The 24545-nt window shown below is 39.6% G+C and carries 20 protein-coding genes; 12 read left to right on the top strand and 8 right to left on the bottom strand.

Features of this window, described 5'->3' with window-relative positions:
• Positions 1-45 precede the first annotated feature (45 nt).
• Both EHS13_RS29195 and EHS13_RS29190 read right to left on the bottom strand, forming a co-directional pair.
• Positions 46-252, bottom strand: coding sequence for a spore germination protein GerPB (locus EHS13_RS29195; RefSeq protein ID WP_155703756.1), 207 nt, complete (start codon positions 250-252; stop codon positions 46-48).
• Between the two features lie 6 nt (positions 253-258).
• A complete protein-coding gene (locus EHS13_RS29190) occupies positions 259-483 on the bottom strand; it encodes a spore germination protein (protein WP_155703755.1) in 225 nt (74 codons plus the stop codon).
• A gap of 175 nt (positions 484-658) precedes the next feature.
• Here EHS13_RS29190 and EHS13_RS29185 point away from each other — a divergent pair, with 175 nt between their 5' ends.
• Positions 659-1081, top strand: coding sequence for an Hsp20/alpha crystallin family protein (locus tag EHS13_RS29185; protein WP_155703754.1), 423 nt, complete (start codon positions 659-661; stop codon positions 1079-1081).
• Here the strand turns inward: EHS13_RS29185 and EHS13_RS29180 are convergent.
• The 5 genes from EHS13_RS29180 to EHS13_RS29160 form a co-directional block, all read right to left on the bottom strand.
• Positions 1078-1584, bottom strand: coding sequence for a ferritin (locus tag EHS13_RS29180; RefSeq protein ID WP_193571562.1), 507 nt, complete (start codon positions 1582-1584; stop codon positions 1078-1080). The genes EHS13_RS29185 and EHS13_RS29180 overlap by 4 nt on opposite strands.
• A gap of 28 nt (positions 1585-1612) precedes the next feature.
• Positions 1613-1834, bottom strand: coding sequence for a DUF1450 domain-containing protein (locus tag EHS13_RS29175; protein WP_193571455.1), 222 nt, complete (start codon positions 1832-1834; stop codon positions 1613-1615).
• A 130-nt stretch (positions 1835-1964) separates the two neighbouring features.
• The gene (locus EHS13_RS29170) at positions 1965-3044 is read right to left on the bottom strand and encodes a mannose-1-phosphate guanylyltransferase (RefSeq protein ID WP_155703752.1); all 1080 of its coding nucleotides are present in this window, start codon (positions 3042-3044) and stop codon (positions 1965-1967) included.
• Positions 3037-4140 (bottom strand): glycosyltransferase, encoded by a 1104-nt coding sequence (locus EHS13_RS29165; RefSeq protein ID WP_155703751.1) that lies wholly within the window; start codon positions 4138-4140, stop codon positions 3037-3039. The genes EHS13_RS29170 and EHS13_RS29165 overlap by 8 nt, the downstream gene beginning before the upstream one ends.
• Positions 4140-5327: a glycosyltransferase family 4 protein gene (locus EHS13_RS29160; RefSeq protein ID WP_155703750.1), complete on the bottom strand. Its 1188-nt coding sequence runs from the start codon at positions 5325-5327 to the stop codon at positions 4140-4142. The genes EHS13_RS29165 and EHS13_RS29160 overlap by 1 nt, the downstream gene beginning before the upstream one ends.
• Positions 5328-5521: 194 nt before the next feature.
• On the opposite strand from EHS13_RS29160, the gene EHS13_RS29155 reads away from it, so the two are divergent.
• From EHS13_RS29155 to EHS13_RS29125, 7 genes are all read left to right on the top strand, one after another.
• Complete coding sequence (locus EHS13_RS29155; RefSeq protein ID WP_227013580.1) at positions 5522-6469, top strand: DUF1861 family protein; 948 nt, start codon at positions 5522-5524, stop codon at positions 6467-6469.
• Positions 6470-6670: 201 nt separating this feature from the next.
• Positions 6671-7291 carry a hypothetical protein gene (locus EHS13_RS29150; RefSeq protein ID WP_155703748.1) on the top strand — a complete coding sequence of 207 codons (621 nt, stop codon included), beginning with the start codon at positions 6671-6673 and terminating at the stop codon, positions 7289-7291.
• 144 nt (positions 7292-7435) lie between these two features.
• Positions 7436-8578, top strand: a complete 1143-nt coding sequence (locus EHS13_RS29145; protein WP_155703747.1) for a SpoIIE family protein phosphatase — start codon at positions 7436-7438, stop codon at positions 8576-8578.
• A 33-nt stretch (positions 8579-8611) separates the two neighbouring features.
• Positions 8612-11302, top strand: a complete 2691-nt coding sequence (locus EHS13_RS29140; protein WP_155703746.1) for an ATP-binding protein — start codon at positions 8612-8614, stop codon at positions 11300-11302.
• Between the two features lie 12 nt (positions 11303-11314).
• Positions 11315-13342, top strand: coding sequence for a hybrid sensor histidine kinase/response regulator (locus EHS13_RS29135; RefSeq protein ID WP_155703745.1), 2028 nt, complete (start codon positions 11315-11317; stop codon positions 13340-13342).
• A gap of 112 nt (positions 13343-13454) precedes the next feature.
• The gene (locus EHS13_RS29130; protein ID WP_155703744.1) at positions 13455-13787 is read left to right on the top strand and encodes a DUF948 domain-containing protein; all 333 of its coding nucleotides are present in this window, start codon (positions 13455-13457) and stop codon (positions 13785-13787) included.
• The gene (locus EHS13_RS29125; RefSeq protein WP_155703743.1) at positions 13774-13956 is read left to right on the top strand and encodes a hypothetical protein; all 183 of its coding nucleotides are present in this window, start codon (positions 13774-13776) and stop codon (positions 13954-13956) included. The genes EHS13_RS29130 and EHS13_RS29125 overlap by 14 nt, the downstream gene beginning before the upstream one ends.
• A gap of 148 nt (positions 13957-14104) precedes the next feature.
• On the opposite strand, the gene EHS13_RS29120 is transcribed toward EHS13_RS29125, so the two are convergent.
• Entirely contained in the window at positions 14105-14560 is a 456-nt protein-coding gene (locus EHS13_RS29120) for a Dps family protein (protein WP_155703742.1), read from the bottom strand.
• A gap of 172 nt (positions 14561-14732) precedes the next feature.
• Between EHS13_RS29120 and EHS13_RS29115 the strand changes: the two genes are divergently transcribed.
• From EHS13_RS29115 to EHS13_RS29100, 4 genes are all read left to right on the top strand, one after another.
• Complete coding sequence (locus tag EHS13_RS29115) at positions 14733-14981, top strand: spore coat protein CotJB (protein ID WP_227013579.1); 249 nt, start codon at positions 14733-14735, stop codon at positions 14979-14981.
• A 155-nt stretch (positions 14982-15136) separates the two neighbouring features.
• Positions 15137-15652 (top strand): hypothetical protein, encoded by a 516-nt coding sequence (locus EHS13_RS29110; RefSeq protein ID WP_155703740.1) that lies wholly within the window; start codon positions 15137-15139, stop codon positions 15650-15652.
• Between the two features lie 131 nt (positions 15653-15783).
• Positions 15784-18495, top strand: coding sequence for a CHASE3 domain-containing protein (locus EHS13_RS29105; protein WP_155703739.1), 2712 nt, complete (start codon positions 15784-15786; stop codon positions 18493-18495).
• A 297-nt stretch (positions 18496-18792) separates the two neighbouring features.
• Entirely contained in the window at positions 18793-24534 is a 5742-nt protein-coding gene (locus EHS13_RS29100; RefSeq protein ID WP_155703738.1) for a HAMP domain-containing protein, read from the top strand.
• Positions 24535-24545: the final 11 nt, after the last annotated feature.

Genomic DNA, 24545 nt, shown 5'->3' with positions numbered 1-24545 from the left:
ATAAAATTATGCGGGGATTAATAAATCATTCGCAGGAGGACGATTTTAAATTGGAGGGGGGAGCGGCACAAGACTAGGAACGGGTGCTGTTTCTTCCATGCTTGGTGCTGGACCTGTAAATCCACCCGTATTATATAAATTGGATAATGCGCTAATCATCCCTGAGCTGCCGATTTGCAGCACAGAGGAGTTGGTAACGGCATCGACCCTAAGCTGTTGAATGACAATGGATTGGTGAATAGTTAAATTCATCTAGAATCACCCTCCAGCTACAGTATCTATGGCATCCGGATCATTGGTATTCGTACTGCTTGCTTGGTTATTCGATATGTTAGGACCGAAATTATCCCCCGTATTAAATGAATTGGCACCCGCATAGGTTTTGGAGCTGCTGGCCAAATTAATAATGGCTACGTCGCCGATTTGCACAGTGGAGCTGGGGCCAACACTTAGAATTTTGATGTTTCCAACAATAGAAGGCATTACAGCAACACCCTTCTTTTTAGTCTCCTATCGGATATACGGATAACTTGCAAGCAGCCCGTTAACAGTATAGTCCATTGTATTGTATGTAGCTATTAGCCCATGTGTTCAAACAATCACCTCTTAAAATATGTAACATATAGTATGTAAAAAAGTGATGCAGGGAGCGATAGCTTTGGATCAATCAACCATTAAAAAGTGGGCCAATCAAGACATTTTTTCCAATAAAAAATTCCCTTTCACGAATGATAATCCATTAGAGAATTATGATTTATCATCGATTCATTCCTATGTACAGAATGTATTATCACAGGTATCTACAGGTGATGAAATGTTGAGATCTGAGATTTTTGAAACCCATCAATGGGTTATAGCCAAAATAAAGATCCCCAACAAGCTGCATCCGAAAAACTTAAGGGTTTGGGTAAATGCCACTCATGTCAAGATAGAGAAAGCTCCAGAAGGTAAAGAGCAAATCCTCAATCTACCTTGCCGAGTGGACCCTCATGCCAAAAAAGCGATATACAAAAAAGGCATCCTTGAAATCAGGATACCTAAGGTGAAATATAAAGATCGCTATCATGAAGTGTTTTTCTAAAGTGCAGGGGGCGTAAAGCTTCGCAGCGCGAATTCCGCATCAAGCATGAAGAAAGCATTGCTGTCTTTATCGATCCGCTTGAGCTTATGTATAATGCTGTCGAACATGGCTTCTTCTTCAACCTGCTCATCGATAAACCATTTAAGAAATTGAATGGTTGCATGCTCGCGATCATTCATAGCTAAATCGGAAAGATTGTAAATTCGTTTGGTTACAATCTTTTCGTGCTCAAAAGCTTGTTCGAATGCATCTAGAATCGATGCTTGTTGATTACTAGGCGTATCCATGCCTGCTAATTCCGCGCGTCTGCCACGGTCATTAAGATACTTGTACATTTTCATAGCATGAAATCGTTCTTCTTCAGCTTGTACAATGAAGAAGTTGGCGAATCCGTCCCAGCTTTCTCCTGAACAGTATGCGGCAAGTGATAAATAGACATGTGCCGAGTAAAATTCAAAGTTCATTTGTTCGTTTAAAGCTTTACCCAAGGTTTCATTCAACAAATTCGGCACACACCTTTTCATATTGATATTATCCTATTAAATGCTTTAATCGACCATAAAGCAAATCTGGAGATGCAGCTGTTATTTCTGACTTACCAATCATCACGAAACATTGCTTGGAACAGAGCTTGCAGCAGCCCAAACAATCCTTCTCCTTTTGCTTGATATCAGGAAATTCAGCTTTTATTGTATTATATACTATTTTCGAGCCTTTTTTTAAATTTCGGCAGCAATATTTTATTTTTTTCAAGGGATAATGCCCTCCTAGGATGTCACATTCACTTATGAATTAATGATAATGGTTATCATTATCAAAGTCAATGAAACAAGCTTAAAAAAGCAGCAAAACGAAGAAGTAAATTCGTTTGCTGCTTGGGTCATTAAATATATTCGCGCATCCCTTTTTCCTTAAGAAGTGTAACCATATCCTTGACTGATTGTGCTTTGTCCTTTGGACAAATTAATAGGGCATCCTCGGTATCCGCAATGATCAAGCCGTCAATCCCAATGGTTGTTATCAATCTGCCATTCCCATACACGATGGAATTACGTGTATCAATCCCAAGATGGTTGGCTTTGACGATATTACCCAATTCATCGGGAGGAAAAATAGCACCAAGTGCATCCCAGCTGCCGATATCATTCCAACCAAAATCTCCAGCAACAACGACTACTTCATCACAGCGTTCAAGAATGCCGTAATCGATAGAAATACTCTGCAGAGTAGGATAGATCGCATTAATCATTTCAGCCTCTTGTTCCGTACCCAAGTAAGTACTGAGGGGCTGCATTGTTTTGAATAGTCTTGGTAAATAACGTTTAAAGTTTTCAATGATAACGGAGGTTTTCCAGATAAATATTCCGCTATTCCACAAATAATGACCAGAAGCCAAGTACCCTTGTGCTTTTTGGAAGTTTGGTTTTTCGACAAACTCGGCAACATCATATACCGCACATGGACTTGTCATTACAGGTAAATTTTCGAAGCTAATGTATCCATAACCAGTTGAAGCAAAGGTAGGTTTGATGCCTATGGTCACAATCTGATTGGATTCCATAGCGACTAAGCAAGCTTCATCGAGTGTTTTTTTGAATTGAACCTCGTCTGTAATGTAATGATCAGATGGTAAAACGACCATTATTGAATCACCATAAGTTTTCTCAATAAATAAGGCTGCAAATAAAATACTGGCTGCTGTATTGCGTGCAATAGGTTCAACGAGGATATTGCTCTTTGGAACGCTATTGTGCATGATTTTCTGCAATAATTCTGCTTGAGATTGATTGGTTACAACGATGGTATTCTCTAACGGAATAATTCCTTCATATCTGGCAATTGTGTCATTAAGCATAATATCATTGCCGCTGATATTCAGCAGCTGTTTAGGCATTTCTTGTCGGGATAGCGGCCAGAATCTTGATCCACCGCCACCTGCGAGAATAGTTGCAAATTTATTCATTATTCATCACCAACTGTGTTATAGAATAGGATATGATGCTTTCTGAGCCCTGATTTAAATTCAAACCTGTTGAATGAATGCCATCGTAGCATCCACCCGATTGGAGATCAATTAAGGATACATGCAAGGAATTGCGGCCCAAATACCAGTCATAACAAAGATTAGCTAAATACAAATATTTTGGATCGCCCATAACTTCATATGCGTCTCGACAGGCTAGCAAAGTCTCACAAGCTTCAATAGGCTGCTCATCGAATAAGGCAGCTTCTCCATTACGCAATAGCCAGCCATTGCTGCCAATTGGCTTAAAGTAGCCCTCAGTGGAAAAGGTCTTAGAAACTAGGAAGTCGAAGCTTTCTTTTGCCGTTTCTTTGAAATCTGTGCGTCCAGTTAAGCTAGCCGCTTTGAATAACGCCCAAGGAAGCATCGCATTGCCATAAGTAATGCTATCTTCAAACCAATGCCAGTTAACACCTTTAACAATGCTGTACTGCCTATGAAGTCGAGATGCAAGCTCATCTACTAAATTCATCAGCGCAGCTCTTGGGAGGAAATTTGTGGCTTCACTTGATTTTTCTTCATAAACATAAGGAAAGCTATAATTCAATGAATCAGGCGTTTCCAACATATAACATAAGCCAACAATTGCGTAAGCCATTGCACGAGGAGAATTCAAAGCTTGGATGTGAGGGAGCGCTTGATTGATCATATACCTGCATGTATTCTGGAGGTTATCCGGTACGCTTGCTTCGGAAAGTGCAAATCCAAGTGCCCACAGTGTGCGCCCTTGGCAATCATCAGAGCCGCGCTCCTCATTAAAAATGCGATTATAATCCATGAAATTACGGAATGAGCCATCTGCATTTTGTGAATGATGGACAAAAGAAAGGTAGGTATGGATCAAATCTAAGGAAACAATATCCTGTTTGCTTTTATGCAGCAGTATTGCTGCTATTAAGGCACGGGCGTTATCATCCGTAGTATATCCTTTAGTACGATCGGGAATACCAAATTTAGTGTGCTGGAATATACCCGTATCATCGGTCAATCTACGTAAATAATCAGTTTGTAGAGAATGGATAAGTTGAACAGCCATTAAATCGCACTCCTTCTAAGGGATAGGTATTTTGCATCTAATGTACCGCGAACCAACATGGCGTATCGCTTAGCGATTTCACTCCACATCATGGTTTTGCCTAAAGCTAGGGTACGAGCTTCCATTTCTTTTTTCTTAAGGGGATTGTCTAATAAGTCAAGGATACAGGCTTGCAAGGAAGCAGAGTCGCGAAATTTCGCGAGATAACCTCTTCCATCTGCGAGCATTTCTTCTGCATATCGATAAGGTGTAGAAACGATTACACGACCATAACCAACGCCATAAGCCAAGGTGCCGCTCACTGCTTGGTCCTTACCTAGATAGGGAGTCATATAAATATCTGACATAACTAGGGATTGAATGACTTCCTCTTGTGTTAATAATTTATCAACAAATTTGACATTGTTGTCTAGATCGAGCGAATGAATCAAGTCCTTTAATTGCTGCCGATAAACTTCGCCTGTTTCCTCTTTTACTACGGGGTGGGTTTTACCCCAAATAATATACAAAGCTTCAGGATGAGTTTCGACAACACCTTTGATCGCTTCAATTCCATATTCAATCCCTTTTCCTGGACTCAAGAAACCAAAGGTTGAAATAATCTTACGATCCGTAAACCCGTAATGTTCCTTGAGATTAGCTCTAGATTCCGTGTTTACAGAAGGAACACCATGATGAACAACCTCAATTTTCTCAAGTGGGACATCATAAATTTGTATCAAGTTATGGACGGTGTTTTGGGCCATCGTAATAACCTTTTCACTGGATTCGCCAAGCCTATGCATAATGAAACGTTGTTTGGGGCTTGGTTGACTTAGCACTGTATGAAAAACGACCATAAACGGGATATTAAGCCTATCGACTAGATCTAATAAATATTCGCCGCTTTCGCCACCATAAATCCCAAATTCATGCTGAATGATTAGCAGATCTGCGTTGGAACGATTCAGCTCTTCAGCGACTTGGGCATATCTAACTCGTTGCTGTTGATCGATTTGCATAATCACCTGAGAATCATATGCGTATGACTTTCCATTATTGTTGATAGCAATCACTTTTGGAGAATTAAAGTCCTTTATATGGGCAAACTGATCAATCAAATCTTGTGTGAAAGTAGCGATACCACATTCTCTTGGTAGGCTTGTGCCCAGGAAAACTACGTTCCTTTTGTTGTTTTGTTCATTCATTACATAACCTCCTAATGGATATTTTTGTTTCCAAATAACGAGAACCTTGTAAACGATAGTTACCCATTTTTTTCACATTTGAATCAGTTAGGCCAGCAATGGTTATAAATCAGGCAAACTTACAACTTGATTGGTAAAGTATAAGTATACTGTGGTAAAGTAGCTTTTATTACAAGATGGATAGGGTGATTCGATTGACTTTTAACCAATTAAGCGTCAAGACATGTGCAGAATTGTTACAAGAATTTCAACAATTAGAGCGTTTTAAAAAGGTGGATAAGGTCGAATTTTCTGGTGTTGGCGGTAGAGATGTCTACAACATTACCGCTCCTTTTATAGATGAGGGCCATCCAGTTGTCGTGGGAAGAGTTGAGGAAAGGCACAGTGAATTCTCACAAGTTTTCTTTTTCTCATGTACGGATGATATTTGGTCTCCGCGTGAGCATACGCATACTTATAATTTGCAGGATCCGTTCATGACCCATGTGCACGGAGAGCTTATTTTTGGTGGAGTAGAGATCATTACGGCTGCAGATAATCCTAATATGATTATTTCTTGGGTAACCCAGTTTTACCGTGGAATTAACATTGATTCGTTGTGTCACTTTGCTTCAGGACCTGGCACGATGAAGGATATTCGGATGATAGAATTACAAGATGGTAGGGTGGGTGTTTTCACTCGTCCTCAAGGGAAGAAGGGTGGCAGAGGACAAATCGGATTTACGATTATTCCATCCTTAGCGGATTTAAATGAGGCTACCTTTCTTGATGCAGAGCTTCTTCAGGATCAATTCGTCCCGGAAGAGTGGGGGGGAGCTAATGAGGTTCACTTGTTGAAGAATGGCTGGGTGGGCGTGCTCGGACATATTGCCTGTTTTGATGATCAGAAAAACAAACATTACTACTCGATGGTTTTTGGCTTGAATCCGTATACAATGGAGCGCTCTCCGCTCAAAATCATTGCGGTCAGGGACGATTTTCCAGAAGGGCCGGAGAAGAGGCCTGATCTCGAGGATGTTATTTTTAGCGGGGGCTTAATTCGCAAGGAACACGGGAGAGTTGAGCTTTCCGTAGGTGTGAGTGATGCAGAGGCATACCGAATTGAGCTTCCAGATCCATTCCTTGAATATGAAGCACAGTAGGTGCCAAAACATTATGAAAACTCGCTGCCTCTAAGAGGCTGCGAGTTTTTTGGTTTTTATTAAATTTTTGTGTGAATATGTTTCAATTTTCGACAATCGGTTTATATAGAAGCAACAAGCACTATGGTTATTAATTCCAAAAAGTAAGGTAAATTTTACGTCTTTCGAGATGCAATTTTATATAGGAAGAGGGTGTCCCATATGAACAAAGTAATCCCAATTGTGCTGCTCTTTGGTGGTCTGACGATTTTTGGTGGATTCATAAGCAAAGCTATTTCACCACCTGCATTTGAGATGACAACTCAGGCAGTGACGTCAACAGTAGAAGCTAAGCAAGCAACTACTTCGGCTGATATGCAAAGTATAGAGCTGAAACGGATTAATTTGGATAAGGTGGAGCCTATGGAAGAATCCAAACCTAATAAAACTGTAAAAACAAAATTTGACTTAAATAATGTTAATGGTATTTCACTTAATGATAATGTGGAAATCGTAATTGAAAAATTAGGACAACCCATTTCAATAGATAAAGATTCTTATACTCCTGAATTGATAGTCTACACTTACGAAGAGATGAATATAGGATTTAGTGATGGAATCGTCAGTTATGTTGAAGTTTTAGTAGCAGCAGGAACCGTGAAAATTGACGGAATATCGCTCCGAATTGACTCAGAAAGCTTAAAAAAGGCTCTAGGTGAACCGGATTTTGTTGCAGAGGACGGTATCGTATTTCAACGAAATGTATTCTTAGTTAAGCTGTTTACGGATATGGAAACCCATGAGGTAACATCACTGCACTACTACCATCATTCGAATACCTAAAATAATAAAAACAGCCGTCTTCCAAGTGGAGGACGGCATTGCTATTTAATCCTTTTATTGAAAAAAACAGATTCAAAAGTGTATTATATGATATAAATATAGTAGCTCTTTCACAAGTCGTTTAAAATAAAAGGGGTCTTAAAAGTGAGTATCATTATTGTAGATGATAATTTAACGAACCAGCTAATCATAGTAAGAATATTGGAAAATGCCGGCTATAAAGACTTATTGACGGCTTCATCTGCTCAAGAGCTCTTCATACATTTAAAGATGGATACGTCCAATACTCAAGAGCTGCCAGTGGACTTGATTTTATTAGATATGATGATGCCTGCGATAGATGGTGTGGAGGCATGTCGGCGAATTCAAGATCAATCACATCTGCGAGATATCCCAATTGTTTTCGTTACTGCAATGGGGGATTCCAATAAAATGGCGGAAGCCTTGGATGCTGGGGCAATTGATTATGTAATGAAGCCAATCAATAAAATTGAGCTGCTTGCCCGGATTCGCTCGGCATTAAGGTTAAAGTATGAGAAGAATTGGCATAAGGAAAGAGACAAGCACATTAATTCGGAGCTGGAGCTAGCTAAACAGGTGCAAGGAAGTGTATTAAGCCAGCCGATTGATGATGAAAATGTTAAAATCGACGCTTTTTATCAGCCTTCTTTTGAGCTGGCTGGTGATTTTTACGCTTGGTATCGGATTAGTGAGCATCGCTATGGAATTATTTTGTTGGATATGATGGGGCATGGGATCTCTTCCTCTTTGGTCTGTATGTTTATTTCTTCCGTTTTGCAAGACACGATCAAGAAAATAACCGATCCAGAGCAGGTTATATCAGAATTAAATCGATATATGAACCGACTTAATATGCCGGATAAACTAGTTAATTATTATTTTACGGCGATATATTTGGTGTTGGATACAGAGGAGAAAACGATCGAATATGTTAATGCAGGACACCCGCCGGGCTTGGTTTTTATGGACGATCAAGTTGTTCAGCTTGAACAAAGCAGTTGTGCGGTAGGCTTTTTTGAAAAGATCAATATTAGTAAGGGGAAATTAAAGTATACGGGATCGCTGCAAATTGTGCTTTATACGGATGGTTTGATGGAATTTGTGCAAGAGGACAGAGATAGCAATCTCGAATTAGAAGTATTCACAGCTCAATTAAAAAACTATAAAGATTTAGCATTTGCAGATCTTGCGGCTAATTTTGATTTAAGAGATAATGAAGTCATTCAAGAGGATGATATCTGTTTAGTGCGTATTTCGACCAAATGAATGGTTTATTAACATGGGTGTGGGGGCCGTGGAATGAAGATTAGATCGAAGCTATTAATAGGGTTTGGTACCATGCTAATATTAATGAGTGCCTTAGCAGGGATTGGAATTAATCGTTTATACCATTTGAATGGGGCAATGGACGAAATCTATCTTAATCGATATGCAAAAGTAAGCTTGGCCTATGCTATTAGAGGTAATGTATCGACTGCATCTCGCGGTTTATTGAATATAATTCTTAACGAACCTGGATTGGATAAAGCTAAAGAAATGAAAACGACTAATACAGCTCTAGATGCTGCAGGTAAAGATTTTGCTGAAATCTATAAAACATCTCCGGATGCTGCAGAGAATAAATTAATGCAAGAGCTTATTGAGAGTGGTACCAAATATCTAGAATATAAAGATAATATATATAAATATTCAGCCAACAACCAATATGAACAAGCCGCAGCCTATCGGAAGAATTTTGGAGTGGCGATTCAACTTGATTTAAATGCCAATTTAGACGAATTGGTTAAATTTCAAGAAGAGCAAGTAGCCGCTTCCTACAATAAATCATCTGATATGAACCAAGTAGCCATTCAATTTTTGAAAATTTTACTCGGTTGTGGATTATTATTGGGGTTAGGGATCATGATATGGATTATTAGCAGCATCTCCAATGGCTTAAATCGAGTTCTTAGGGTTTTAGCTAATTTCTCACGAGGAGAGTTTGATGTCGCTTCTCGCATTCAGATCATATCCAGAGATGAAATTGGCGAGGTTTCTACAGCCTTTAATTCAATGGCCGATGAAATCGAGAAAAAACGGCAGCTAGAGCTTGAATACAATCGCAATAAGGATGAACAGACTTGGCTAAAAACGAATGTCGCTCACATGACGACTTTATTCCAAAGTGCAAAGGATCAAAAAGCAGTATCTCAGATTTTCATGAGCGAAATTGCGGATATGGTAGGGATGACATGCGGTGCGTTCTATCTCAATGAAGTTATTGGTTATGAGATGGTGCTCAACCTGCGAGGAGTATACGCTTATAAACAAATGGAAGCTCTGCCCCTAACCATTCAATATGGTGAGGGTCTAGTCGGGCAATGTGCACTTGACGCAAAGATCTTGGTGCTCAAAGAAATTCCGGAAAACTATATTCAGGTTAAATCCAGTCTGGGCAGTTTGAAGCCATCAAGTCTGCTCATTTATCCCGTGCTTTTTGAAGGTAAATTGATTGCTGTGATTGAAATGGCGACGCTCTACGAATTTACACCTTTACAGATGACATTATTGGATCAATTGTCCAACGCATTAAGTATCAGCTTAATCAGTATTCAAGGTAGAACACGGGTTGAGGAATTATTGCGAATTTCGCAAGAGCTGACAGAAGAGCTGCAAGCTCAATCAGAAGAATTGTTGCTGCAACAAAATGAGCTTAGGGATTCTAATAAACTACTTGAAGCTCAAATCGAACAAACCGAGCAAATTAATAAACAAATCGAGAAAACGAAATCAATTCTAGAGCAGCAAACCATCCAATTGTCCACATCCTCTAATTATAAGTCTGAGTTTTTGGCGAATATGTCGCATGAATTACGGACACCATTGAATAGTATGTTGATTCTGTCTCAGCTGTTGGCGGAGAATAAAGAAGGTAATATGACGCCTAAACAAATTGAGTTCGCTAGTACGGTACATTCTTCTGGTTCTGATTTAATGCGGTTAATTGATGAAATCCTAGACTTGTCGAAGGTAGAAGCGGGTAAAATAGAGATTGCGCCAGAGCTTATGCAGTTAAGTGTATTGCAAGAAGATATGCTTCGCAGATTCTCATTAGTAGCCAAAAAGAAGAACATTGCTTACAATGTTTATCTGGATAAAGTTGTTCCACAAGCCTTGTTTACAGATAGTTATCGCGTTGAACAAATTTTGAACAATCTATTGTCGAATGCCTTTAAATTCACGGAAAAAGGGCAGGTTGGTTTACATATTTCGCAAGCCGATCCCTATATTACATTTGCGGTTACGGATACAGGAATTGGTATTCCGGAAGAGAAACGTCAAATGATTTTCGAGGCTTTTAAACAGGAAAATGGCACAACCAGTCGTAAATATGGTGGAACAGGCCTAGGATTATCCATTAGTAGAGAGCTTGCCCGACTTCTAGGCGGCAAAATAGAAATAAGCAGTGAAAAAGGTCAAGGCAGCATATTTACACTTTTCTTACCTGAGCAATATGTGGAGGGTGTCGAAATAGTGCCAGCCCGATCACCACATTGGGAAACTGCCATATCTAATCTTAGTTTAAGTGATATAGAAGGCGAAATCATTGATAATCATACCTCCTTTCAGGACAATCAATTTAAAGGCAAGAAAATATTATTAGTCGATGATGATATAAGGAATATTTTTGCTTTATCTAGTGTTTTGGAGAACTATAGCATGAAGATCACATTTGCGGAAAATGGTCGTCAAGCACTGGAGATTACGCAGCAGCAGACAGATTTCGATATCATTTTAATGGATATCATGATGCCTGAAATGGATGGTTATGAAACAATAAGGTTATTGCGTACACAGCCTCAATTTGAAGAGATTCCGATTATTGCATTGACGGCAAATGCCATGAACACGGATCGTGATTTATGTATTAAAGCGGGGGCATCCGATTACATTTCGAAACCAATTCAAATCGAGCGGCTTTTAGCACTTATGGCTGAAAAACTTTTGTGAGGAGACTTTCAGATGGAATTTGATTATCCTATTAATATTCTATTAGTCGACGATCATGAGCAGAATTTATTAGCACTCGAAGCTGTGCTTGAAGAAGAAAACTACAATTTGGTTCGTGCTATTTCGGGTGAAGAAGCACTCCGAAGTATTCTTAAAGATGAATTCGCCTTAATCGTCTTAGATGTTGAAATGCCTGGGATGGATGGTTTTGAGACAGCTAAGCTGATTAAGCTGCGGGAAAAGTCTAAGAGCATTCCGATTATTTTTATTACGGCCAAGAATCGTGAGATGGAGCATCTATTCACTGGTTATTCTATTGGAGCTATCGATTACATGGTAAAGCCATTTATCCCGCAATTATTGAAGTCGAAGATTGATGGCTTTGTAAGTATGTATGTCATCAATAAAAAGCTGCAAATTCAAACGGAGCTGCTGCATCAACGCTCTTTGGAATTAGAGAAAACGAATAAAGCGCTGATGCGTACAACATTTGAATTAATTCGGACGGAAGCGCAAGCGAGAATCATTGGGGAAACGTCCATTGATACTATGGTTATTTTCAATAGTGAGGGGATTATCTTGAATTTAAATCCTGCTGCTATAAGTATGTTTGGTTACCATGAAGATGAACTGGTGGGGCAATCCATAAGTAAGATGCTTCCGATGATAGCAGAACGTGTTGATGGCTCCTATAAAGTTTTGCAGAAATATCTTGTAGATAAGCTCAGTGATGTCAAACCAATACGTAAGGATGGGACCACCTTCTACGCTGAAATTCAAATTGGGGAAGCTACGATTGATGATAGTCCGTTTTTTGCTTGTACGATAAGTGATATTACAGAACGAAAAATAGCTGAACAGGATATGCTGAAGGCCAAGGAGGAAGCAGAGCAAGCGGCACGCGTCAAAACGGAATTTCTCGCGATGATGAGTCATGAGATTCGAACACCGATGAATGGAATTATTGGAATGACGGATTTGCTGATCGATTCTGGATTGAATTCAGAGCAATTGGAGTACGCAGAGATTGTTCATAAAAGCAGCGATGCCCTTTTGAATGTAATCAATGATATTCTGGATTTTTCCAAAATCGAATCGGGTAAAATGGAGTTGGAGCAGGTCCCGTTGGAGTTAACCTCTCTGATCGAAGAAACCTTCGATCTGTTTACCGCTCAAACACGCGATAGAGAGCTTAACATGGAATATTACATTGATCAGAAATTACCTGTTCATATTCTAGGAGATGTCACTAGGCTGCGCCAAATATTGATTAATTTAGTTGGGAATGCAGTGAAATTCACCGAAAAAGGCACGATTTATGTGCTAATTAATTTACTGGAAAAGCACGAGAACTCCCTGGAAATTGAATTTATTATTAAGGATACAGGCATTGGAATCCCTCCAGAACAAATGATTCACTTATTTAAACCTTTTTCACAGCTTGATTCATCTATGACTCGTAAATATGGTGGTACAGGGCTGGGGTTAGCTATTTGCAAAACATTAGTAGAACTTATGGATGGAACGATTCGCAACGAGCAAAATGAGGAAAATGGAGCTACCTTTGTATTTACGATCCGAGCTAAAACCTATGTATATCCAGATGCTGTGAATAGTTTAACTGGCCCATCATCGATGGTAGAGGTTCCTGCTGTCAGGAAAACCGCATTATTGCATATAATGATAGCCGAGGATAATGAAATTAACCAAAAACTGCTGCTGCGTATTCTCCAAAAGTTAGGGCATTCCGTTGAAATTGCCAGTAATGGCTTACAGGTATTGGAGTTAATTAAACATAAAAAATTTGATTTAATTCTCATGGACCTGCAGATGCCGGAAATGGACGGGTTTAAAGCAACTAATGCAATTATGGATGATGTTCCTAAGGAGTCGATACCTATAATCATTGCAGTAACTGCTAGTACTTCACAAACAGATATAGATCATTGCATGGCTTTAGGAATGTCAGGGTTCATCAGTAAACCGATTAAGATAAAAAATATTGAAAAAGTGCTGGAGCAGCATTTTGCTAATCTATAATCCGGCAACAAACAGCGTCTTTTATTCTTTTATAGAATAAAGGCGTTTTTTTGTTTCAAAAATGGTTTTAACGGGTACTTTCTAATTAACTAAGAAAACAGGAGGAATCAGCATGATACTTCAAATAAGCGCGATTATTATTGCCATTGCTTTCGTTGCTCTGGTTATATATTTGATTCAGACCCTAAAATCGCTGAATGCAACCTTGGTGGTCACCCAACAAACAGTAAATCAGCTTACCGAGAAGGTTACTCAAATCGGAGCTGAAGTTACGGATGTGATTCATAGCACAAACCTAGTAACGCAGGATGTACGCAGAAAAATGAATTCATTGGATTTCTTGTTTAATTCCGTAAGCGATGTAGGGCAAATCGTCAATGTGTTCACTTCCACTGCCAAAAAACTTATAACACTTAAAGGAGGAGCTAAACGTGAAATTAGCTAAAAATGGGGAATTTACAATGAATCGACAAGAGGTTGCTGAATTTAGCGCATGGTTAAATGATCATCCTAGAGAAAGATTCAAACGATTTAACGAAGTGGTTCAAGCCTATATGAACTATCAGCAAAGCGATTTCCAAATAAATGAATGGGCACTTGATGAAGCTCAGTAACAATAGCAAATAAACGAACTCACCGTAAGGTGGGTTTTTTAATTTACATAGATCTGTAGAAGTAACAAAATGTATACTTTCTTATTATTAAAAAAACCCTTCTGCAGGGCTAGATTAGCCATGCAAAAGGGTTTAATTAGGTGGAAATTTAAGCTAGATAAGCACCTAACATCCAGATATGCTTTTCAAGTGAAGTTCTAATTTGGATCATCATATCTGCACTTGGTTGATCTTTTTGCTCTTCAGCGGCTTCGATTCCTTGGGTCAATTCTTTAGCGATTGTTTCGAAATCTTCGATAACCTGAGCCACCATCTGAGTAGCTGATTCATTTCCTTTAGCTTCCTTAATGGAAGATAGAGCCAAATGTTCTTTTAGTGTTGCAGTTGGTTTGCTTTGAAGCGATAAGATTCTTTCTGCTACAACATCAAGATGTAATCCAGCTTCCGTATAAAGCTCTTCAAATTTAATATGCAGTGTGAAAAAGTTTTCTCCCTTTACATACCAGTGGAAATTATGAAGCTTGGCGTAAAGAACGGACCAGTTGGCCACCTGCTTATTAAGTATTTCTGTTACTGGGGTTGTCTTTGTAAGTACTTTTGACATATTGTTTTCCTCCAATTCAATTTTGTTTTAGTTCTTACCTAGTTATTACCCCTTATGCCTAAAATTTAAACAGGCTATTGTAAAAATAAATCAAAATGTTTCATTATTTTGAGGATGGGTAATTAAAGTGTAGTAGCTATCATAGAGGACATACTACCAGGAGATGAGGAAAATGACTAAATTGTCAGAAGTTAAGTCGGTCAAATTATTAGAGATGCTGCAAGCTATCGATTATGCTTTAGTAGAATTGAATCTTTATCTGGATGTAATCCCTGGAGATTCGAATGCTTTACAGCAGTTCAACACACTAAACGAGCAACGGGAAGAAATTCGATCACAGCTGCACGCACAATTAGGAGCCATTAGCTCGTACAATATATTGAGTGATCCGGATAATCGGAAATGGAGCCTTGCGCCATAACTAATTATAGCTTGATTAAAAAAGTCGTCCCGGAGTTGTTTATGACAAAGGAATGACTTTTTGTAAATATTTATAATTATATGTTTCAAAACAAAATAAGTGTGGTAAGAATGTAAGTAGTCGCATATTCTATATATTGGAGGGATAATGATTCTATGAAAAAACGAATATTTTTAGGACTAATCGTGCTAGTTTCAACAACACTTATTCTAGGCTTAGCTAATGCCAAAGGAAACGTTGGACACAAAACACCGACCAATACAACAACTAACTCGACTGTATTTATACATAATATAAATGAAGCAAACGGGCAATTATTGCTTACATCCGATGAGATCCAATGGTATGAAGACGAGGAAGCCAACCTACAATTCCGTGAGCATGAAGAAGATGCCAATGAGCAGGAAGCGCTTGATGGCTACTATATTGTAAATGATAATTCAGAGCTACAATCTTTACGCATATCTCCTAATGCTGAGGTGATCATGCAAATTTATGATCAACCTGGCGTCACGGCTGAACCCGAGCTTAATCCAGATGAAGCTGTCTCGTTAAAGCAGTTTAAAGCTTTATTCAATCAAATGGATCGTTTGGATTTGCGAGATTATCCCTTTCACTTAACGATAAAGAATGGCGAAGTAATTAAAATTGTGCAACAGTTTATACCTTAATCCCATGTATATTCTTTCAAAAGGAGGCCTGACTGGTTTCCTTTTTTTTGCGTATAATCGTAGGTGGTCATAAATTTGGTAATAGTGTTATAATATCAATTAATTACAATTATGGGTTAGAGGAGATTGAGATGTTTACTAACAGGAGATTCAATATACGTTCCAAAATTATATTGGGTAATGTGATAGTTGTTATTATTCTTGCTATTAGCGTTTTTGTAGTTAATGGAAGAATTGCGGCTTTGCAGCATGAAATAGATTTTATCTCCAACCATGATATTGAAGTTCATGATGTCACAAATCAAATGGAAAAAAATGAATTTAATATGGAAACAGGTCAACGAGGGTATATTATTACCGGCAATCAATCGTACCTGGATTTATATAGTGACGGTAGTATTAAATGGGTTGAGAGTTATCAGAAGCTACATGAATTAGTTAGTGATAACCCAGTTCAACAGAAAAACCTTAGTTTGATTAAGTCAACTATCGAAGAATGGATGAGCGTTGTTGGGGATCCGACCATCGCATTGAAAAAAGCTAGTAAAACCGAAGAGTTGAATCAATTTTTTGCAGCAGATCCTGGTAAAAAGTACATTGAACAGATGCGTAACCAATTTGAAACTTTTCTGGCAACAGAGAAGAAGCTGACTACTCAACGCGTGTCTAGTGTAGATCATAGCAACTATTTGCTGAAGATTTCGCTTTATCTATTATTAGTAGTGGTGTCGCTGATCTCGATTGTGATAGCACTCATAATCTCGAAGTCGATCATTACTACTTTAAACCAAGTTAAACAAATGATTAAAGCTATGAGCTCTGAGAATGGAGACTTTAGCAAGCGGATTGAAATTACAACAAAAGATGAAATTAGTGATTTAGGTCACGCAACTAATGAATTATTAGAGAGCGTGGAAAGATTCGCATGGCTGCAGAGCAATGCAGCTGAAGTTGTCAGCTCTTATCAAGGAATTAATAATATTACTAATCTAGCAGATGCATTTATAGCTAAAGTTGCTTTACTTGTTGAAGCAAGCTATGGAGTCGTCTATATCCGTGAAGAACGGAGAATGAAGGATGAGTTCGTTAGACAGGCTTCCTATGCGTTATATGGAGAGCATGAAGCTGGACTAAGCTTTCGTTTGGGAGAAGGCTTGATCGGACAAAGTGCGTTGGATAAACGTACAATAATAATAGAGCAGGTACCCAATCATTATTATAGAATCGTCTCAGGCTTAGGTCAGGCTTCACCCCAGAGCTTATTAATTGTTCCCGTTATTTTTATGAATCGAGTAGAAGCTGTTATTGAATTTGCCTCTTTTAAAGCTTTTACTCAGATTCAGCAAACTTTCATTGAACAGATTCAAAGCAATTTTGGAGCTGCCATTCACAGCGTTACTGGACGTATGGAAGTGGAGAGATTGCTGAATGAGTCTCAAACAATGACGGAAGAACTGCAAGCTCAGTCGGAAGAGCTTCAGGCGCAATCGGAAGAGCTACAGATGCAACAGGAAGAAATGTTGATGATTAATGAAAATTTAGATAAACAGAATCAGCTTGCACTCATAAAAACAGCAGAGCTAGAGAAGGCTAAGGATGAGCTGGAGTCCTCTTCAGCTGAATTGCAGAAAAGCTCGCAGTACAAGTCGGATTTTTTAGCTAATATGTCTCATGAGCTGAGAACCCCATTAAACAGCATCTTAATTTTATCGCAAATGCTGGCGGAGAATAATCACAAAACATTGACTGTCGAGGAAGAAAGATTCTCAAAGACCATTTATGATTCTGGCAAGGATCTTTTGAATTTAATTGATGATATTCTAGATTTATCGAAGGTTGAAGCTGGGAAGATTGATGTGATTATTAGCGAATTGAATGTTACGGAAATTCCTGATTTAATGAAGCTAAGCTTTGACCCCATAGCCCAATCCAAGGCAATTGGCTTTGATGTGATTATTGGTGAAGGCGTACCAGAGATTATCTCTACAGATGGCCAGCGGCTTCAACAAATATTGAAAAATTTATTATCCAATGCTTTCAAGTTTACAGAGCAAGGCAAAGTTACGATGAAGATCGAAAAAGCTGAACCGAAGTTAGTTAAACAGCTATTACCTAAGTATAAGAATGAGCTTGCGTTGGCTTTCTCTATTATTGACACAGGGATTGGTATTCCATTAGAGAAGCAGCAGCTAATATTTGACGCATTTAAACAAGTAGATGGAACCATTAGTCGACGTTATGGGGGTACAGGTCTAGGCTTATCTATTTCTCTAAGCTTTGCACGATTGTTAGGCGGCTGTCTTATTCTTGAAAGTGAAATGGGCAAGGGAAGCAATTTCACGCTTTATTTACCTTGTTTATCCAGTAAGGATCTAAGCTCAGCCATTCAATTGGAAATTGCTGCTTCGTCCGTAATTCGACCGCTTTATCCAAGAGCTGGTGAAGTGACCGTCACTGAAAATGATATATTCCTAAATAAAAAAGTTTTGCTAGCTGAAGATGATTCGCGAAATGTGTATGCACTTGTTCATGCGTTTGAAGCTAAAGGAATTACGTTAAAGGTAGCCAGTAATGGCCAAGAGTGTTTGGATATATTGCGAGCTGATCCGAGCTTCGATCTTGTGCTTATGGACGTTATGATGCCCGTTATGAACGGATATGAGGCAATGTCAGCGATCCGTATGGATTCGATTCTTAAAGATATGCCGATCATAGCCTTAACTGCAAAAGCGATGAAAATGGATCGTCAGAAATGCTTGGAAGCTGGAGCCTCCGATTATATAAGCAAACCCATAGATATGGCCCAATTATACTCCTTAATGCGGGTTTGGATTAAGCAATAATCTTGTTATCTAGCAATCCATCGATATCCTCCTGCTATTCTGCAGGCAGGGTATTTTTTTTATTTTGTTTAAAATGTTTCAAAATATGAATAATGGGTAAGAAGATTAAACTTGAAACAGGAGAGCAGGTGTCGGACATGTTGATTGTCCTGTTTATTGTTTCCCTAATAACTGGACGAAGAAGAGTTTAGCAACGTATTTTACAAGATTATTCTAAATTGAATTTGACTAAGGGAAGAGTAGAAAGCTACTCTTCCCTACTTGCTGTTTACTAAGGTCAAGGAGAGGAAGCTTTATATGAAGAATCAGGATAATGTACTTAATGAAACAAGTAGTGACCATATCGACTCCAAGGAGCTTTTAAATGCTTTAATTGCACTCAAAAAAGGGGATTTTTCATTAAGGCTTCCTTATGACAAGAACGGAATAGCTGGGAAAATTGCAGACACGTTTAATGATATTATGGATATTAAAGAAAACTTATTCATCGAGGTAAAGAATATTGTCAATGTAGTAGGGAAGCAGGGGAAGCTGAATAAACGTTTGACACTGCAGAACCATTCTGGCTCCTGGCAGGTTTTTACGGATTCAATTAACGATTTAATTACAGACCTAACCCAACCCACTAGTGAAATGGTACGGGTAATTGGAGCCGTTGCGAATGGGGACTTGTCCAAGAAAATTACGGCAGATGTACAAGGTGAAATTCTTGAAATGAAGAATACGATTAATACGATGGTTGATCAGCTAAGCACCTTTGCATCTGAAGTTACCCGTGTGGCTCGTGAGGTTGGAACAGAAGGCAAGCTTGGTGGTCAAGCTAAGGTTATAGGTGTAGGTGGCACGTGGAAAGATTTAACTGAAAGTGTTAATTACATGGCGGGGAATTTAACCAGTCAAGTTCGAAATATTGCAGAAGTCACAACAGCAGTTGCGAATGGAGATTTATCCAAGCAGATTACGGTCGACGCCAGAGGTGAAATTCTTGAACTGAAGAGCACAATTAATACCATGGTGGATCAATTACGAACCTTCTCATCTGAGGTTACGCGTGTTGCGCGCGAGGTTGGCACAGAAGGGAAGCTAGGTGGGCAGGCTGAGGTAGTAGGTGTTGGGGGGACTTGGAAGGATCTAACGGACAGTGTAAATTATATGGCGAGCAATTTAACTGATCAGGTGCGGAATATTGCTGCAGTTACCACAGCAGTTGCAAAAGGCGATCTCTCTAAAAAAATTACGGCAGATGTACAAGGTGAAATTCTCGAGCTGAAGAATACGATCAACATGATGGTGGATCAGCTTAGCACATTTGCCTCTGAGGTTACTCGGGTTGCCCGTGAGGTTGGGACAGATGGCAAGCTCGGCGGTCAAGCTCAGGTGCAGGATGTAGGTGGTACCTGGCGAGATTTAACCGAAAGCGTAAATTATATGGCGAGTAATTTGACCAATCAGGTGCGGAATATAGCAGATGTTACAACGGCTGTGGCCAATGGGGATCTTTCCAAAAAAATTACCGTTGATGTAAAAGGTGAAATTCTTGAGCTGAAGAGCACAATTAATACGATGGTGGATCAGCTAAGTACATTTGCGTCTGAGGTAACTCGCGTTGCAAGTGAAGTTGGGATTGAGGGTAAGCTCGGTGGGCAAGCGGATGTTAAGGATGTCTCTGGCACTTGGAAAATTCTTACGGATAGCGTTAATTTCATGGCGATCAATTTGACGGACCAGGTACGTAATATTGCTGAGGTGACAACGGCGGTTGCAAAAGGTGATTTGACTAAGCAAATTACGGTTAATGCCCGCGGTGAAATTCTTGAATTGAAGAGTACGATCAATACGATGGTGGAACAGCTTAGTACGTTTGCCTCTGAGGTAACGCGAGTTGCGCGTGAGGTTGGAACCGAAGGTAAGCTTGGTGGTCAAGCTGAGGTTAAAGGTGTTGGCGGGACATGGAAGGATTTAACGGAGAATGTTAATTACATGGCGCTAAATGTAACCAATCAGGTACGTAATATTGCTTTGGTTACTACAGCGGTAGCCAATGGAGATCTGTCTAAGAAAATCACAGCAGATTTCCGTGGAGAAATTCTTGAACTGAAGAACACGATTAATACGATGGTAGATCAACTAAGTACATTTGCATCCGAGGTTACACGAGTTGCGCGTGAGGTAGGTACGGAAGGCAAGCTGGGTGGACAAGCTCAGGTTAAAGGCGTTGGAGGGACTTGGAAGGATCTCACTGAGAGTGTTAATTATATGGCGAGCAATTTAACGGATCAGGTACGAAATATTGCAGAAGTGACGACAGCAGTTGCAAATGGTGATCTTTCGAAGAAAATTACCGTAGATGTTAAAGGCGAAATTCTCCAATTAAAGAGCACGATTAATACGATGGTCGATCAGCTCAGTAATTTTGCTTCAGAGGTTACTCGCGTAGCCCGCGAGGTAGGAACGGAAGGCAAGCTAGGTGGGCAAGCCGATGTTAAGGATGTTTCAGGTACTTGGAAAGGCCTCACCGACAATGTTAATATCATGGCGAATAATTTGACGGATCAGGTTCGTGGAATTGCTAAGGTCGTGACTGCGGTAGCTAATGGAGATCTATCTAAGAAAATCACCGTGGATGTCAAAGGCGAGCTGCTTGAGCTTAAGGATACGATGAATACGATGGTGGATCAGCTGAATTCATTTGCTTCTGAGGTTACACGGGTAGCGCGTGAGGTTGGTACGGAAGGCAAGCTGGGCGGGCAATCACAGGTTAGAGGGGTCGGTGGGATCTGGAAGGACCTAACGGATAACGTTAATATTATGGCGACTAATTTAACTGACCAGGTACGGGGAATTGCCAAGGTTGTGACTGCTGTTGCAAACGGTAATCTCAAGCTCAAGCTGACCGTTGAAGCGAAGGGCGAGATTGCTGAGCTGACTGATACGATTAACAGTATGATTGATACATTGGCTACATTCGCTGATCAAGTAACAACAGTTGCCCGTGAAGTGGGTGCAGAAGGAAAGCTAGGCGGTCAAGCGCATGTGCCTGGTGCTGCGGGAACATGGAGAGATTTAACGGACAACGTAAATCAGCTTGCTGAAAACTTAACCACGCAGGTGCGCGCGATTATGAATGTAGCGACTGCAGTGACCAAAGGTGATTTATCGCGAACGATTGCTGTAGAAGCAGCTGGTGATATGGCTACATTGAAGGATAACATCAATGAAATGATTCGCAATCTTAAAGAAACTACGCGGATCAATACAGAACAAGATTGGCTGAAGACCAATCTCGCTAAATTTAGTCGCATGCTCCAAGGGCAACGGGATTTAATTGCCATATGCAGACTGATTCTTTCTGAGCTGGCACCCTTGGTTTCCATGCAGCATGGAGTTTTCTTCATTAATGAAAACGTCAATGGTGAGCAGGTGCTCAAATTATTTGCGAGCTATGGATATCAGCAGCGCAAGCAAATCTCTAACGAATTCAAAGCAGGCCAAGGTTTAATCGGACAATGCTTGATTGAGAAGCAACGCATATTGCTGACGAATGTTCCAAGTGATTATGTTGTCATTAGCTCTGCCTTGGGTGAAGCCACTCCATTGAATATAGTGCTTTTGCCAATTATCTTTGAAGGGCAAGTACTTGCCGTATTAGAGCTAGCGTCCTTCCGCAGCTTTAGTGTAATCGATCTCGGCTTTTTGGATCAATTGACAGAAAGCATTGGGATTGTACTTAATACTATGCAAGCGAATATTCGTACAGAGGAATTGCTAACCCAATCACAGTCTTTAACGGAAGAGCTGCAGAATCAACAGGAGCAATTGCAGCATACCAATGAAGAACTGGAAGAGAAAGCGAAAATGTTGGTCATCCAAAAGGCAGAGGTGGAAAGCAAGAATAGTGAAGTAGAGCTGGCTAAACAATTCTTAGAAGAGAAAGCAGAGCAGCTTGCCCTTACATCTAAATATAAGTCGGAATTTCTAGCTAATATGTCACACGAGCTCCGCACACCACTTAATAGCCTATTGCTGCTCTCTGAACGACTGTCTAATAATTCGGATAATAATCTGACTGAGGAAGAGGTTAAATGCTCCAAAACGATCCATGAATCCGGCTTGGATTTGTTGAATTTAATTAACGATATTCTCGATCTTTCCAAAATAGAGTCAGGCACGATTACTCCGGAATTTAGTGATTTGCGGATCACAGACCTAGTTGAGAATATTAAGCGTACCTTTAATCACATGGCCAAAGAAAAAGAAATTGATTTCGAGATTGAAGTCGAGCCAAACACTCCACAAAAAATTACAACGGATATTAAACGTCTGCAGCAGGTTATTAAAAATTTACTTTCAAATGCCTTTAAGTTTACAGCGCAAGGTAAGGTTACATTAAGAATGGGCGTTGTTTCCAGTGGCTGGAGTAGGAATCATGTAACCTTGAATACAGCTGAGAAGGTTTTGGCAATCATGGTCATTGATACCGGAATTGGTATACCTAAAGAGAAGCAGCGGATTATTTTTGAAGCCTTCCAGCAAGCAGATGGCAGCACAAGCCGAATCTATGGCGGCACTGGCCTGGGGCTTGCGATCAGTCGAGAAATTACAGAAATGCTTCGTGGGGAAATTACCTTAGTAAGTGAAGTTAGCGAAGGCAGCACATTTATTCTTTATTTGCCGATGAATGTGGATTATTTTGAGACTAAGGCTTCAAGCCTCCCAATAAGTATGAGATCAGCTCAAGAAGATAAAAAAGAAGCAAAGCCCGTTGTTGAAATGCTGATATCCGATTATGAGCAGCAATTTAAGCCGGGACTTCTGATCGAGCATTACAAGGAGGATATTAAAGATGATCGCAAGAATATTCAACCGGGTGATGATGTATATCTAGTAGTCGAGGATGATGTTAAGTTTGCGCAGATTCTCTTAGACATTTTACGGAAAAAGGGCATTAAAGTTATCGTTACCTCACAAGGGAGTAAAGTGATCCAACTGGTTCGCCATTATAATCCTATGGCTATTACATTGGATGTCGGGCTTCAAGACAGTGATGGTGCAACTGTAATCCATCAATTGAAGAATGATCTAGAGCTGCGCCATATCCCGATTTGTTTAATTACTGTTCAGGATGAGAGTGTTCCTTTACTGCAGTATGGGGCATTCACTTATATGTGCAAGCCCATTACCCAAGATGAGCTTGAAGTGGTTACTAGGAATATTAAAGAATTCGCCGAAAAGGATTATCGCAGCCTGTTGATTGTTTGCAATGATGAAGAACGAAGCATACAAATGGTTGAAACTATAAAGAATGATGATATCTCTATCACTGTTGTGAATACCGCTAGAAAAGCGCTGAATCAATTGAAAAATCAAGTTTATGATTGCATAGTATTGGATAATTCTTTATCAGATCTTACTAGCAACAAGCTCATTAAAGAAATTCAATTAATCGAGAAAAATACTTTAACGCCTATTGTGCTTAATAATAGTAGAACCTTGACTCCAGCGGAAGAGACGGAATTTGAAGAATTGATGAAGTTATATGTAATTAAAGAATCCAAATCACCGATCATGCTTTTGGATGAAACGGCATTGTTTTTACATCGTCGCCTCACAAGTCTATCCGCCACACAAGTGGATATATTGAAGAAGCTTCATCAGACGGATGAGCTAACGTCCAAAAAGGTACTGCTGGTGGATGATGATATTCGTAATATTTTTGCTCTAACAGGTATTCTAGAGCGTCATAATATGAAAGTCGTTTCTGCTGAGAACGGTAAAGATGCAATTGAGCTTTTACGGAAAATCCCGGATATTGACGTTGTGCTGATGGATATTATGATGCCGATTATGGATGGCTACGAAACAACACGCACAATACGTCGAATTCCCGAATTTAAATTCCTGCCAATCATTGCTTTGACAGCAAATGCAATGATTGGCGACCGTGAGAAGTGTATTGAAGCGGGAGCATCTGATTACATCACAAAACCAGTTAATACCACACAGCTACTGACTATGATCCGTGCTTGGCTGTACAGTTAATCGCTGTTATT

Source organism: Paenibacillus psychroresistens, from assembly GCF_009728935.1.
GTDB lineage: Bacteria > Bacillota > Bacilli > Paenibacillales > NBRC-103111 > Paenibacillus_AC > Paenibacillus_AC psychroresistens.
This window is presented reverse-complemented; position numbering and strand designations above follow the sequence as displayed.